Raw genomic sequence first — 14,525 nt, 5'->3', positions numbered from 1 at the left:
GGCCTCCTGTCCGGCGGTCCGGACGACGTGGGCCGGCCGTCGGGGCGGGGCGGGCCTCCCGGCCGACACCCGCGGGACGCGGGCCGTCCACCCGGCGGCGGTATGGTGGGCGCGGCCGTTGTCTCGACATCGAGCGACCCTCGACGTTGAGAGCGCGACCGGACGACCGATGCCGATCGCACGAACCGTGCGGGAAGAAGAACAGCGTGGATCTTTTCGAGTACCAGGCCAGGGACCTCTTCGAGTCCTACGGCGTCCCTGTGCTGCAGGGCATCATCGCCGACACCCCCGAGGAGGCGAAGGCGGCGGCCGAGCAGATCGGCGGTGTCGTCGTCGTCAAGGCGCAGGTGAAGGTCGGCGGCCGCGGCAAGGCGGGCGGCGTCAAGGTCGCCAAGACGCCCGACGAGGCGTACGAGCACGCGCAGGCGATCCTCGGCCTCGACATCAAGGGCCACACCGTGCAGCGCGTGATGGTCGCCCAGGGTGCCGACATCGCCGAGGAGTTCTACTTCTCGGTGCTGCTCGACCGGGCGAACCGCTCCTACCTGTCGCTCGTCAGCGTCGAGGGCGGCATGGAGATCGAGCAGCTCGCGGTCGAGAAGCCCGAGGCGCTCGCCCGTGTCGAGGTGAACCCGCTGACCGGGATCAACGAGGAAGCGGCGATCGACATCGCGCGCCAGGCCGGGTTCCCGGACGAGCTCGTCGACCAGGTGGCCGGCGTCTTCGTGAAGCTCTACGACGTCTTCGCGGGTGAGGACGCCACCCTGGTCGAGGTCAACCCCCTCGTCCGCACCGGTGACGGCCAGATCCTGGCGCTCGACGGCAAGGTCTCGCTCGACGAGAACGCCGACTTCCGCCACGAGGGCCACGCCGAGCTCGAGGACACCGCGAGCGAGGACCCGCTCGAGGCCAAGGCGAAGCAGCACGGCCTCAACTACGTCAAGCTCGACGGCCAGGTCGGCGTGATCGGCAACGGCGCCGGGCTCGTCATGTCGACGCTCGACGTCGTCGCCTACGCCGGTGAGCGCCACGGCGGCGTGAAGCCCGCGAACTTCCTCGACATCGGCGGCGGTGCGTCGGCCGAGGTCATGGCGAACGGCCTCGACGTCATCCTCGGCGACCCGCAGGTGAAGAGCGTGTTCGTGAACGTCTTCGGCGGCATCACCGCCTGCGACGCCGTCGCGAACGGCATCGTCGCCGCGCTCGGCATCCTCGGCGACGCGGCCACCAAGCCGCTCGTCGTCCGCCTGGACGGCAACAACGTGGACGAGGGTCGTCGGATCCTGGCGGAGGCGGCGCACCCGCTCGTCACCGTCGCCGCGACCATGGACGACGCGGCCGAGAAGGCCGCCGAACTCGCCGCTGCAGCGGCCTGAAGGGACTGACCATGTCGATCTTCCTCACCAAGGACTCCAAGGTCATCGTCCAGGGCATCACCGGCGGCGAGGGCACGAAGCACACCGCGCTCATGCTCGGGGCGGGCACGCAGGTGGTCGGTGGCGTCAACGCCCGCAAGGCCGGTACCACCGTGACCCACGGCGACGTCGAGCTGCCCGTGTTCGGCTCGGTGCGCGAGGCCGTCGACACCACCGGTGCCGACGTCTCGATCGTCTTCGTCCCGCCGGCGTTCGCGAAGGACGCCGTGATGGAGGCCATCGACGCCGAGGTCCCCCTCGTCGTCGTCATCACCGAGGGCATCCCCGTGCAGGACTCCGCGGCGTTCTGGGCGCACGCGAAGGCGCTCGGCGGGAAGACCCGCATCATCGGGCCGAACTGCCCCGGCATCATCACCCCGGGGGAGTCGCTCGTCGGCATCACCCCGGCGACGATCACCGGCAAGGGTCCGATCGGTCTCGTGTCGAAGTCGGGCACCCTGACCTACCAGATGATGTACGAGCTGCGTGACCTGGGCTTCTCGACCGCCATCGGCATCGGCGGCGACCCGGTCGTCGGGACGACGCACATCGACGCGCTCGCCGCGTTCGAGGCCGACCCGGAGACCGAGGCCATCGTGATGATCGGCGAGATCGGCGGCGACGCCGAGGAGCGTGCCGCCGACTACATCAAGGCGCACGTCACGAAGCCGGTCGTCGGCTACGTCGCGGGCTTCACGGCCCCCGAGGGCAAGACGATGGGCCACGCGGGCGCGATCGTGTCCGGGTCCGCCGGCACCGCCGAGGCGAAGAAGCAGGCGCTCGAGGCCGCGGGCGTCAAGGTCGGCAAGACGCCGTCCGAGACGGCCGCGCTGCTGCGCGAGGTGGTCGCCGCGCGCTAGCGGCGCACGTCCGACACGGACGGACGGGAGGCGCGGTGCCGGTCGGTACCGCGCCTCCCGTCTGCCTGTGGACGGTCGTGAGTCTCCACCGGTGCCGCGCGGCTCGCCCGCGTCACCACGGGCGGCACGTACCCTGGCCCGGATGAACCGCCTGGGAACCGCACTGCTGGCCGCCGTCGAGGCGATCGTGACGGTCGGCGTGGGCCTCGGCATCGCACTCGTGCCGCTGACCCTGCTCTGGGGCTTCGAGTACGGGCTCCAGGTCGACTGGGACGTCTTCTGGAAGGCCGCGGGCAGCGTCTGGCTCGTCGGGCACGGTGTGGACGTCACGTTCCGGCTCGGTGCGGACGCCGCCGGGGCCGCCGGGGTCGAGGGCGCCGCCGGGGACGTGCACGTCACGCTCGCGGCGCTCGGGTTCGCCGTCGTCACCGCCTGGCTCGGTGGACGCGCCGGACGGCGGTTCGCCGAGACCGACCACCGGACCACCGGCCTGCTCGTCGGGACCGTCGGCGTCGCCCTGCTCGGCACCGGCGTCGCGCTGTCGGCCTCGTCCGCCGCGATCCACCCCGTGGTGTGGCAGTCCGTCGTGCTGCCCGCGCTCTGGTTCGCGGTCCCGGCGCTCGTCACCTCCGAGGTGTGCCGTCGTCGTCGCGCCCTGCCGGCCGACCCGCTGACGCAGCGCGTGCTCGACCTGACCGACCGGATCCCCGGGGTATGGCGCACCACCGCGGCCTTCGCGCTCCGCGCCGGCACGATCGTGACGGCCGTCGTGGTCGCGGCCGCCGGGGTCGTCGTCGCCCTGCTGCTGCTCACCTCGTTCGCCGACGTGATCGCCCTGTACGAGCGCTCGCACGCGGGTGTCGTCGGCGGCATCGCGATGACCGTCGGCCAGCTCGCGTTCCTGCCCGACCTGGTCGCGTGGGCCACCGCGTGGCTGGTCGGCCCCGGCTTCGCGATCGGCTCCGGGTCGAGCGTCTCGCCGGTCGGCACCGTGCTCGGCCCGATCCCGGGCATCCCCGTGTTCGGCGCCCTGCCGGCGTCCGGGCACACCTTCGGCCTGCTCTGGGTCCTCGTGCCCGTGGTGGCCGGCTTCGTCGTCGGCGGACTCCTGCGTCCCCGGCTCGTGCAGGCGCTCGGCGACCGGGACTCGGCGGTGCAGCGGGCCCTCGCCGGTGTCGCCACGGGCGTCGTCGCGGGCGTGCTCACCGGCGTCCTGACCGGCATCGCGTCGGGGTCGGTCGGCCCGGGGCGACTCGCCCAGGCCGGTCCGGACGGGCTGCTCGTCGGGCTGTTCGCGGCGCTCGAGGTCGGCGTCCCCGCGGTCGTCGCCCTCGCGATCGGCAGCGACCTGCTCCGGACGCCCGAGGGCGGCTGGGGGCGGGAGCGCTGGCACGAGGCGTCGGACGGCGCCGATGCCGACGCGGCCGCCGAGGACGCCCGTGCCGGGTCGCTCGTCGCCGCCCTCGACGAGGCCGGGGCCGGTCGCGCCGGCGAGCCGCACCGCTTCGTCGTGCGGGAGGCGCACGACTCGTCCACGCACGTCGACCACCCCGATGCGCCCGTCGACGACCCCGGGGCCGTCGACCCGGTCCTGGCCGGGCAGGTGACCGAGCCCATCACCGACGAGCCCGTCACCGCCCCGCCCGTCCCCGCCGAGCCCGTGGCAGCGCGCCCCGCGTCGCCGTCCGCGTCCGCCCCCGCGTCGCCGTCCTCGTCCACGCCCGTGGCGGAGCCCGACGACGTCCCGCTGCCGGACTGGGCCCGCACCGACGTGGTCGCCGCGGAGCGCGTCGCCCCGGTCGCTGCCCCGATCGACCGCGCCTCGCACTCGCCGCGCGGAGCCGTGAGCAACCTGCGCGACCGCCTCCGTGGTGCGGCCGACGGGGTCCGATCGAGCGCCGCCGACCTGCGTGGCCTGCGCGACCGCGTGCCCGGAGCGGGCGCACCCGACCGGGCCGCACTCCCCGAGCAGGACGCCGAGCCGCTGCCGCACGCCCCGGGCACCGAGCCCCAGCCCGCGTTCCCGTGGAGCACCGAGGAGTTCGTCGGAGGGCGGGACGACACCGGCGTCGACGTCCCGGACGAGCAGCGTGCGCAGGACGGGCAGGACGGGACGGGCGGCCGACGCGACCACGGCGACCCCGCACGTCCGGCGCCGACCGGTGGCCGCTCGAACTGGGACGCGACCGACCAGATCGCCGAGGACGAACTGCCCTGGTGGCGTCGTCCGAAGCGCGACGCGTAGCCGCGCCACGCCGCGTCGTCCTGCGCCGCTAGGCTGGTGTCCGTGCTCGAACTGGTCGTCCTGATCTCCGGTACCGGGTCGAACCTGCGGGCCCTGCTCCAGGCGACCACCGCTGCCGAGTACCCCGCCCGCGTCGTCGCGATCGGGGCCGACCGTGACGCCGAGGGCCTCGGGCTCGGCGAGGAGTTCGGCATCCCGACCTTCACGGTCCCGTTCTCGCGGTACGCCTCGCGCGAGGAGTGGGGCGCCGAGCTCGCCGCCCAGATCCGCCCGTGGTCGCCCGACCTGCTCGTGCTCTCCGGCCTCATGCGCCTGCTGCCCCACGCCGTGGTGTCCGAGTTCGCCCCGGCGATCATCAACACGCACCCCGCGTACCTGCCCGAGTTCCCCGGCGCGCACGGCGTCCGGGACGCCCTCGCCGCCGGGGTCGAGCAGACCGGCGCGAGCGTCATCCAGGTCGACGACGGTGTGGACACCGGCCCGATCCTGGCCCAGGAACGCGTCCCGGTGCTGCCGGGCGACACCGAGTCGACGCTGCACGACCGCATCAAGCCGGTCGAGCGTCGCCTGCTCATCCAGACCGTCCTCGACATCGCCACCGGCACCACCGACCTGAAGGGCCCCCCGAGCGCATGAGCGTGCACGCCGCCGACCCCAGCCTCTACCGCCACCGCGACGTCGTCCCCGTGCGTCGCGCCCTCGTCTCGGTCAGCGACAAGAGCGGGCTACTGGAGCTCGCAGGTGCCCTGGCCGACGCCGGGGTCGAGCTCGTGTCGACGGGCAGCACCGCGCAGACGATCCGCGACGCCGGGTACGCCGTGACCGACGTGTCGAGCGTGACCGGGTTCCCGGAGTCGCTCGACGGCCGCGTCAAGACCCTGCACCCCGCCGTGCACGCCGGGCTGCTCGCCGACCTGCGGCTGGCGTCGCACGAGCAGCAGCTCGCCGAGCTCGGCATCGCGCCGTTCGAGCTCGTCGTCGTGAACCTCTACCCCTTCGTCGAGACCGTGGCCTCCGGTGCCGACGCCGCGACCGTGGTCGAGAACGTCGACATCGGCGGCCCCGCGATGGTCCGGGCATCGGCGAAGAACCACCCGAACGTCGCGATCGTCGTGTCGCCGTCCTCCTACGCCGAGGTCGTCGAGGCCGTGCGGGCCGGTGGCACGAGCCTCGCGCTCCGGAAGCGCCTCGCCGCGCAGGCGTTCGCGCACACCGCCTCGTACGACGCCGCGGTCGCGTCGTACTTCGCCAGCGACGTCGTCGAGCAGGCCGCGGCCCCGACGACCGCCGGTGACCTCGCGACGCCCGGGTCGTTCGACGCGCACCTGCGGATCGACGCCGACCTGGCCGCGACCCTCCGCTACGGCGAGAACGCGCACCAGGCGGCGGCGCTGTACACGACCGTCGGGGGAGCGGGCATCGCCCAGGCGACGCAGCTGCACGGCAAGGAGATGTCGTACAACAACTACGTCGACGCCGACGCCGCCGTCCGTGCCGCGTACGACTTCGACACCCCCGCGGTCGCGATCATCAAGCACGCGAACCCGTGCGGCATCGCGACCGCCCCCGCCGACGCGGTCGACCCGATCGCCTCGGCCCACGCCGCCGCCCACGCGTGCGACCCGCTCTCGGCGTTCGGTGGCGTCATCGCGGCGAACCGCCCGGTCACGCTGCAGATGGCCGAGACGGTCGCGGACATCTTCACCGAGGTCGTCATCGCCCCGGCGTTCGACCCCGAGGCGCTCGAGCTCCTGTCCCGGAAGAAGAACATCCGGCTGCTCACCCTGCCGGCCGACTTCGCCCTCGCGACCCGCGAGGTCAAGCAGGTCTCCGGCGGCTTCCTCGTGCAGGACGCCGACCGCTTCACGGCCTTCGACCAGTCCACGTGGGACCTCGTCGCCGGTGCACCCGCTGACGACGCCACCCTGGCCGACCTCGCGTTCGCGTGGAAGGCCAGCCGTGCGGTGAAGTCGAACGCGATCCTGCTCGCCGACCGGGGCGCGAGCGTCGGCGTCGGCATGGGCCAGGTGAACCGGGTGGACTCCTGCCACCTGGCCGTCACCCGCGCGGGCGACCGTGCCGCCGGGAGCGTCGCCGCCTCCGACGCGTTCTTCCCGTTCGCCGACGGCTTGCAGGTGCTGCTCGACGCCGGGGTCCGCGCGGTCGCCCAGCCGGGCGGGAGCGTCCGTGACGCCGAGGTGATCGCGGCGGCGCAGGCGGCCGGCGTGACGATGTACTTCACGGGCGAGCGGCACTTCTTCCACTGACGCCGACGCAGGCACCGGCAGCGGCGTCGGTGCCTGTGCCCGGCGACGGCACCGGGCGCCGGCAGGTTCTTCCACCGCGTCGATCAACCACGACTTCGTCCGGACCCGTTGCGCGGCACGAGCGACTGTCAATAGTCTGTAAGGCTCCGCGACCGACGCCGACGATCCCCTGTGGATCGGCCGTCCCGTGGACACAACGGTGACGAAGACGACGACTGGAGTGACGATGGACACGACGACCGGCACAGTGGCATCGGCTGCCCGGACGGGGATCGTGTCCCTCGTGGGGAACACCCCGGATCCGCGACCCAGGTCCCGCACGGCCCAGCCGCGCTCGACCCCGGCCGTGGCCGCCGTCTAGCCAGGCGCCCCCGACGCCCCGCGCGCACGACGACCCCGTCGTCGGGCGCGCACCGCCCGCTCGACGCCCGGGGGACCGACGTCCCCCGGCACGACCGGCCCGTGTGCCGTCACACCACGTGACGGTGCCGGCGCGACCACGCGCCCGGCCGGAGCCCACCACGCAACGCCCACCGTGCCTCCCGGCCGGCCCGACGCCCACCGACGCGACCCGTCGGCGGACCGACGACCCGACCGGGTGGGACGGCAGATGCACGAGGACGCAACCCATGTCCCAGACGCCCGACCAGGCGCGCCCGTCCACCGTCCGACCCTCCACCGACCGACCCTCCACGCTGCGCGCGATCGCGCGCATCATGCCCTACGTGCGCCCGTACCGCGGGCGCCTGATCGGCGGCGTGGCCGCCGCGATGGGCGCCTCGCTCGTCGCGCTCGCCATCCCCTACGTGCTGCAGTGGCTCGTCGACGGCCCGCTGTCGACCGGCGACGCCGGGCAGATCTGGCCGGCCGGCCTGGCCGTGCTCGCACTCGGCGCCCTCGAGGCGTTCTTCATCGCCTCGCGCCGCCGACTGGTGATGCGGCCCTCGACCCGCATCGAGTCGAACATGCGCAACGCGCTGTACGCGAAGCTGCAGGACCTGCCGGTGTCGTTCCACGACCGCTGGGAGTCCGGGCAGCTGCTGTCCCGCTCGGTGTCCGACCTGTCGCTCATCCGTCGCTGGCTGGCGTTCGGCGTCGTCCTGCTCGTGGTGAACATCGTGACCATCGCGGTCGGCTTCGTCGTGCTGTTCACCTTCGGGTGGCTGCTCGGGGTGATCTTCCTGGTGGCGTGCATCCCGATCTGGGTGACCGCGCTGCTGTTCGAGCGCCGCTACTCGATCGTCGCGCGCCGCAGCCAGGACCAGGTCGGTGACCTCGCGACGAGCGTCGAGCAGTCGGTGCACGGCATCCGCGTGCTCAAGGCGTTCGGTCGCGGCCGCAGCAAGCTCGAGGAGTTCAGCGAGCAGGCCGAGGCGCTCCGCGGCACCGAGATCGAGAAGGCGAAGGCCATCGCCGGCATCTGGCTCTGGCTGCTGCTCGTCCCCGACGTCGCGTTCGCGCTGTGCCTGCTCGCCGGCATCTGGCTCGCGTCCCAGGGCGAGATGACGGTCGGGCAGCTCTTCGCGTTCTTCGCGACCGCGACCGTGCTGCGGTTCCCGATCGAGTCGATCGGGTTCTTCCTGTCGATGACCTTCGACACCCGCACCGCGATCGACCGGTTCTTCGAGGTGATGGACTCCGAGAACACGATCCAGGACCCCGCGGAGCCGAAGACCATCGCGGAACCGCACGGTGCGCTGTCGTTCAACGACGTGCACTTCCGGTACCAGGACGCGACCGACGAGTACCCGGACCTGGTCGACGGCGTCGAGCTGCAGCTGCAGCCCGGCGAGACCATGGCGCTCGTCGGCCTGACCGGTAGCGGCAAGACCACGCTGCTGTCGCTCGTCCCGCGGCTCTACGACGTCACCGGCGGTTCGATCACGATCGACGGCGTCGACGTCCGTGACCTCACCCGCGCCGAGCTCCGTCGGCACGTCGGCGTCGCGTTCGAGGACGCCACGCTCTTCTCGACGAGCGTGCGTGACAACGTGCTGCTCGGGCGTCCGGACCTCAGCGGGGACGAGGCCGAGCGGATCATGCGCGAGGCCCTCGACATCGCGCAGGCGTCCTTCGTCGACGACCTGCCCGAGGGCGTCGACACCCGCGTCGGCGAGGAGGGGCTGTCCCTCTCCGGTGGGCAGCGGCAGCGCCTGGCGCTCGCGCGCGCGATCGCCGCGCGGCCGTCGGTCCTCGTGCTCGACGACCCGCTGTCCGCGCTCGACGTCGACACCGAGGCGCGGGTCGAGGCCGGGCTCCGCCGGGTCCTCGCCGACACCACGTCGCTCATCGTCGCGCACCGCCCGTCCACCGTGACGCTCGCCGACCGGGTGGCGCTCATGGAGGGCGGCCGGATCACCGCCGTCGGCACCCACTCGGAGCTGATGGCCACCAACGAGCACTACCGCTACGTCATCTCCTCGCTCGACGAGGACGACGCACCCGCCCGAGAGGAGGCGATGGCATGACCCAGCAGGACCAGTTCCCGCCCGTCGACACGGCAGCCGGGCCGGGAGGCACGGATCCCGTCGGTGCCGAGGCTGCGGACACGCAGACTGCCGCACCGATCACCGCGTCCGTCACCACCCTCGGCGTGCGCGGCGAGGAGCGGCAGGACTACACGAAGGCGGAGAGCAAGCGCCTGCGGCGCCGCTCGCTCGCCCTGCTCGGCTCGCTGACGGCACCGCTGAAGCTGCGCCTGGTCTGGCTCGGCGTGGTCGTGGTCGTCTCCACCGCCGGCACCGTCGCCGGCCCCGCGCTCATCGCGTGGGGCATCGACAACGCCCTGCCCGCGGTGCTCGACCGCGACGACTGGACGCCGGCGTTCGGCGTCGTCGCGACGTACGTCGTGGTCGCGATCCTCGGCGCCGTGCTCACGGCCTGGTACACCGTGCTCGCGGCCCGGATCAGCCAGGCGATCCTGTTCGACCTGCGGAAGCGCGTGTTCCTGCACACGCAGCGGCTCTCGCTCGAGTTCCACGAGACGTACACGTCCGGCCGGATCATCTCGCGCCAGACGAGCGACCTCGACTCGATCCGCGAGCTGCTCGACTCCGGGCTGAACCAGCTCATCCAGGGCGTGCTGTACATGGTGTTCACGGCGATCGCCCTGGTGCTGCTCGACCCGACGTCCGGACTCGTGCTCGCGGTGTCGCTCGTGCCGCTGTGGTTCCTGGTCCGCTGGTTCCAGACCCGGTCGCAGACGCTGTTCCGCGCCACCCGCACCACCTCGGCGCGGGTGATCGTGCACTTCGTCGAGACGATGACGGGCATCCGGGCGGTGCAGGCGTTCCGCAAGGAGTCCCGCAACCGTGACGAGTACGGCGGGTACGTCGAGCAGTACCGGGTGGCGAACACGAAGGTGTTCAACCTGTTCGGGACGTTCGACCCGGTGCTCGTGCTCATCGGCAACGCGACGCTCGCCGCGGTCGTCATCGTCGGCGGCTTCCGGATCGTCGGTGGCTCGCTCGAGGTCGGCGCGCTGCTCGCGGTCGCGCTGTACGCCAAGCGGTTCTTCGACCCCGCGCAGGAACTCGCGATGTTCTACAACGGGTACCAGTCCGCGTCGGCGGCGATGGAGAAGATCTCGGGCGTCCTCGAGGAACGGCCGAGCGTGCCGGACCCGGTGAAGCCGGTCCGCCTGCCCGACGCCACCGGGAAGATGGACTTCGAGCGGGTCGAGTTCGCGTACAACGCGGGCAAGGTCGTGCTGCCGGAGTTCGACCTCCACATCCCGGCGGGGCAGACCATCGCGCTCGTCGGGTCGACCGGTGCCGGGAAGTCGACGCTCGCCAAGCTGATGGCGCGCTTCTACGACCCGACGACGGGCTCCGTGCAGCTCGACGGCGTCGACCTGCGGGACCTCGACCCGAAGGACATGCGCCGTGCGATCGTCATGGTGACGCAGGAGGCGTACCTGTTCTCGGGCTCGGTGGCGGACAACATCGCGCTCGGCAAGCCCGGGGCGACCCGTGCCGAGATCGAGGCGGCCGCCCGGGCCGTTGGCGCGCACGAGTTCATCACGGCGCTCCCGGACGGGTACGACACCGACGTGAACAAGCGCGGTGGCCGGGTGTCGGCAGGGCAGCGGCAGCTCCTGTCGTTCGCCCGGGCGTTCATCGCCGACCCGAAGGTGCTCATCCTCGACGAGGCGACCGCGTCGCTCGACATCCCGTCCGAGCGGCTCGTGCAGGAGGGCCTCGAGACGCTGCTCGCCGACCGGACCGCGGTGATCATCGCGCACCGGCTGTCGACCGTGGCGATCGCCCACCGGGTGCTCGTGATGGAGTACGGCCGGATCGTCGAGGACGGCACGCCCGACGACCTCATCGCGGGCTCCGGGCGGTTCGCCCAGCTGCACGCGGCGTGGCGGGACTCGCTCGTGTGAGCTGCGCCGGGCTGCGCGCACGTGGTTGTCTTGGGGGATGAGCAACGACAGCGTGCAGCCCGGCGGCGTCGCCCTGCGCGACCCCTTCTACGGGGCACCGTTCACCGAGGCCCTGCGCCGCTTCTGGCGGAAGTACACCGTCTTCACCGGGCGGGCCTCGCGCTCCGAGTTCTGGTGGTGGTGGATCACCTGGTTCGCGATCGGCCTCGTGCTGCAGCTCGCACCCCAGGCGTTCACCCCCGACGCGCCGATGCTCGAGAACCCGGTCGGCTCGTACCTGTTCGTGCTGTGGGGGCTCGCGACGCTGGTCGGCTCGCTCGCCCTCGGCGCCCGGCGGCTGCACGACGCGAACCTGTCCGGCTTCTGGCAGTTCCTGCACGTGCTGCCGGTCGTCGGCTCGATCGTGCTGTTCGTGCTCTTCCTCCTGCCCACGAACCCGAAGGGCGTGCGGTTCGACTGACGCCGGAGCGCGGTCGTCGGGCAGGATGGACGTCGACCACACCACGGACCCGGGGGACCAGATGTTCGGCATCGGCAAGAAGAAGACCACGACGACGCCCGAGGGGGCAGCACCCGGCGCGGCAGCGCCCGACGCGACCGCTGCGGGGGCCACGACCGCGGCGGCGGCCTCGGCCCCGGCGTCGGACCTGGGGCTCGCGAAGGGGCGGATCAGCCTCGAGAAGCGGCAGGTCGTCAGCCTGACGAAGACCCCGACGATCACCGTCACGATCTCGTGGCCGAACGCCACCGACTACGACGTGTTCGCGCTCGTGCAGTACCAGGACGGACACGTCGAGACCGTGGCGCAGTTCGGGACGAAGGACGACCGGAAGTCCTCGCCGCGCACCGCCGACGGCGCCGTCGTGCACCGCGGGGACGAGCGTCGCGGAGCCGGTCGGACGACCATGGCGGACGAGGTGATCGACATCACGCTGAACCCCTCGATCGCGCGGATCGTGCCGGTCGTGTACTCCGCGCAGTCGAACGGCACCGGGTCGTTCCGCCGGTACCAGGTGAGCACGGCCGTCGACAACGGTGCCGGTGACGTCGTCGAGATCGCCGCGCGCGACGCCGACGCGAACGACAAGGTCTACACGTGCGTGCCCGCCGTCATCACCAACGGCGACCACGTCCGGATCGAGAAGCTCGAGGCGTACTCGAAGCCGGGGTCCGAGCGTCGCCCGGTCGTCGAGGCCGACGGCACCGTCCGCATGGACGCCGGGTCGGTGAACGCCTACAAGTGACGCGCCGGACCGGCCCGGCCCGAGCCCGGCCCGGGCCGGGCCCGGCGGGCGGGTCCGACGCGGTCGGCCGTCGCGCGCTGCGCACAACCGGAGGCACGTCGCACCACGGATCGCCGTGGTGCGACGTGCTCTTGGTTGCGCGGGAGCACGTCGCGCCGCGCGGGACGCGGCGACCGTGGCCGGACCGTGCCGGGCCGCGCCGGGCCGGCGGCCGGACCGCCGAGCCGTGTCAGGAGGGGTCGTCGGCGTCCGTGGTGGGTGACCAGCGCGCACGGGGCATGTCGACCCTCCAGGCCGACCGGCCCTGCACGAGCGGCGTCCCCTCGACGCGGTAGTGCTCGAGCGCGCGGGCCTCGTGCCGCACCGGCGGCAGCCCGCCGGACCGGACCACGCGCCACCACGGCAGGTCGGAGCCCTCGTGCGCCATCACCTTGCCGACCGCGCGGGACCCGCGCGAGCCGAGCGCCGCCGCGACGTCGCCGTAGGTCATCACCCGGCCCGCCGGGATGCACCGGACGACCTCGGCGACGGCGGCGCCGAAGTCCTCGGGGGCGGGCGTGCCGGCCGCGTCGTCGGTCAGAGCGTCAGCGAGGCGAAGTGGTCGCCGTACTGGGTCTCGCGGACCACCGAGAAGCCGAGTGCGCGGAAGAAGGCCTCGGGGCCGACCTCACCGCCGGGCTCGTAGACGACCGTCAACCGTTCGAAGCCGCGGCTGCGGGCCTCGTCCGCCAGGCCGTGCACTGCGAAGCGACCGACGCCACGACCCTGTGCCGACGCGGCGACGTTGACGCGCCAGATCGCGCTGCGGAGCTCCTCGGCGGCGTTGTCCTCGTCGAAGGTGCCGATGATCATGCCGACCACCTCGTCACCGTCGAGGACGACACGGGTCCAGGCCGAGCTCGGCTTGACGTCGGACTCGGCGACGCCGTAGGTCGTCGGCTGGACGAACTCCTCCTGCCCCGGCTTGAGCGTCAGGGAGTTGGCCGCGGCTGCCGTGGTCGCGGAGAGTTCTACGAGGCGCAGGTCGGACATGGGGTCAGGGTATCGGTGCACCCGGTCGGGGGCCAGGACGGTGACGGCACCGTTGCAGCACCGTTGCGGTGTCGGAGTCGTGGTGGCCGGTGATCCGGCGGTGCGGTGGCGTCGCGCCTCGGCCGTCGCTGCTGCGGGTGGTGTCGGCGGCGGCGTCGCTGCTGCGGGCGCGTCGTCCGTCCTGGAGGGGCTGATCCGTCGCGGTAGGGTCGCGGACATGGCGGAGCACCGACGCGGCGCGAACATGCCGTCGATCGGCGGCTTCAACCGCACCGTCGTGCTCGACGCCGTCCGCCGCTCACCCGACGGACTGAGCCGGGTGGAACTCGCCGCACGGACGGGCCTCAGCGCGCAGACCGTGTCGAACGTCACCCGCTTCCTCATCGACGCCGGGATGATCGTCGAGTCGGGCACGGTCGTCGCCGGACGCGGCAAGCCCCGGACGATCCTGCGGCTCGAGGCCTCGAGCCGGTTCGCGGTCGGCGTGCACGTCGACCCCGCCGTCGTGACGTACGTGCTCCTCGACCTGGCCGGGTCCGTCGTCGCGGAGTCCACGACCTCGACCCCGTCCGCCGAGGACCCGACCGAGGTCGTGCGCACGATCGCCTCGGCGGTCGGACGGCTCGTCGGCGGGGCGGGCGTCGACGTCGATGCGGTGCTCGGGGTCGGCATCGCGAGCCCCGGACCGATCGACGTCGACGCCGGCGTGGTGCTCGACCCGCCGTTCCTGCCCCGGTGGCGCGACGTGCCGCTGCGCGACGCGATCGCCGAGGCCACGGGCTTCCCGGTGCTGCTCGAGAAGGACGTCACCGCGGCGGTGGTCGGCGAGATGTTCCTGGCGGGGGAGTCCTCGGCGCGGAACTTCGCCTTCGTGTACTTCGGCACCGGCTTCGGCGTGGGGCTCGCGATCGACCACGAGCCCGTCCGCGGGGTGGGGTCGAACGCCGGGGACGCCGGGCACATCATGGTCGAGCAGGGTGCCCTCGCCGGGACGCCCGAGGGGTCCGGCTCCCGCGGGGAGGTCGGGGCGACCGTGGCACCCGGTCGGCTGCTGCGGGTGGGGGCGGTGCGGGGG

At 72.9% G+C, this 14,525-nt stretch carries 12 protein-coding genes; 10 read left to right on the top strand and 2 right to left on the bottom strand.

Annotated elements, in window-relative coordinates:
• Positions 1 to 206 precede the first annotated feature (206 nt).
• The 9 genes from sucC to BEP24_RS13965 all read left to right on the top strand — a co-directional run bounded on the left by sucC (position 207) and on the right by BEP24_RS13965 (position 12,418).
• Positions 207 to 1,376: an ADP-forming succinate--CoA ligase subunit beta gene (sucC, locus tag BEP24_RS14005; protein ID WP_065964435.1), complete on the top strand. Its 1,170-nt coding sequence runs from the start codon at positions 207 to 209 to the stop codon at positions 1,374 to 1,376.
• 11 nt (positions 1,377 to 1,387) lie between these two features.
• Positions 1,388 to 2,275 carry a succinate--CoA ligase subunit alpha gene (gene sucD, locus BEP24_RS14000; protein ID WP_065964433.1) on the top strand — a complete coding sequence of 296 codons (888 nt, stop codon included), beginning with the start codon at positions 1,388 to 1,390 and terminating at the stop codon, positions 2,273 to 2,275.
• A 142-nt stretch (positions 2,276 to 2,417) separates the two neighbouring features.
• The gene (locus tag BEP24_RS13995) at positions 2,418 to 4,520 is read left to right on the top strand and encodes a DUF6350 family protein (RefSeq protein ID WP_065964432.1); all 2,103 of its coding nucleotides are present in this window, start codon (positions 2,418 to 2,420) and stop codon (positions 4,518 to 4,520) included.
• Positions 4,521 to 4,562: 42 nt separating this feature from the next.
• Positions 4,563 to 5,156 (top strand): phosphoribosylglycinamide formyltransferase, encoded by a 594-nt coding sequence (gene purN, locus BEP24_RS13990; protein ID WP_065964445.1) that lies wholly within the window; start codon positions 4,563 to 4,565, stop codon positions 5,154 to 5,156.
• On the top strand, positions 5,153 to 6,787 hold the full coding sequence (gene purH, locus BEP24_RS13985) for a bifunctional phosphoribosylaminoimidazolecarboxamide formyltransferase/IMP cyclohydrolase (RefSeq protein WP_065964426.1): 1,635 nt from the start codon (positions 5,153 to 5,155) through the stop codon (positions 6,785 to 6,787). Before purN ends, purH begins: the two co-directional genes overlap by 4 nt.
• A gap of 629 nt (positions 6,788 to 7,416) precedes the next feature.
• The gene (locus BEP24_RS13980; protein WP_065964425.1) at positions 7,417 to 9,255 is read left to right on the top strand and encodes an ABC transporter ATP-binding protein; all 1,839 of its coding nucleotides are present in this window, start codon (positions 7,417 to 7,419) and stop codon (positions 9,253 to 9,255) included.
• Entirely contained in the window at positions 9,252 to 11,174 is a 1,923-nt protein-coding gene (locus tag BEP24_RS13975) for an ABC transporter ATP-binding protein (RefSeq protein ID WP_253181703.1), read from the top strand. Before BEP24_RS13980 ends, BEP24_RS13975 begins: the two co-directional genes overlap by 4 nt.
• A gap of 37 nt (positions 11,175 to 11,211) precedes the next feature.
• Positions 11,212 to 11,634 carry a DUF805 domain-containing protein gene (locus BEP24_RS13970; RefSeq protein WP_065964423.1) on the top strand — a complete coding sequence of 141 codons (423 nt, stop codon included), beginning with the start codon at positions 11,212 to 11,214 and terminating at the stop codon, positions 11,632 to 11,634.
• A gap of 25 nt (positions 11,635 to 11,659) precedes the next feature.
• Entirely contained in the window at positions 11,660 to 12,418 is a 759-nt protein-coding gene (locus BEP24_RS13965; protein WP_065964419.1) for a TerD family protein, read from the top strand.
• Between the two features lie 229 nt (positions 12,419 to 12,647).
• On the opposite strand, the gene BEP24_RS13960 is transcribed toward BEP24_RS13965, so the two are convergent.
• Positions 12,648 to 12,998: an MGMT family protein gene (locus BEP24_RS13960; protein WP_065964418.1), complete on the bottom strand. Its 351-nt coding sequence runs from the start codon at positions 12,996 to 12,998 to the stop codon at positions 12,648 to 12,650.
• Positions 12,995 to 13,450: a GNAT family N-acetyltransferase gene (locus BEP24_RS13955; protein WP_065964415.1), complete on the bottom strand. Its 456-nt coding sequence runs from the start codon at positions 13,448 to 13,450 to the stop codon at positions 12,995 to 12,997. The genes BEP24_RS13960 and BEP24_RS13955 overlap by 4 nt, the downstream gene beginning before the upstream one ends.
• 217 nt (positions 13,451 to 13,667) lie before the next feature.
• On the opposite strand from BEP24_RS13955, the gene BEP24_RS13950 reads away from it, so the two are divergent.
• On the top strand, positions 13,668 to 14,525 hold an 858-nt coding region (locus BEP24_RS13950), incomplete at its 3' end, for an ROK family transcriptional regulator (RefSeq protein WP_065964441.1).

The sequence above is a fragment of the Curtobacterium sp. UCD-KPL2560 genome, from assembly GCF_001705035.1.
GTDB lineage: Bacteria > Actinomycetota > Actinomycetes > Actinomycetales > Microbacteriaceae > Curtobacterium.
The sequence above is the reverse complement of the archived record's forward strand: the minus strand, read 5'-3'. Positions and strand labels throughout refer to the sequence as shown.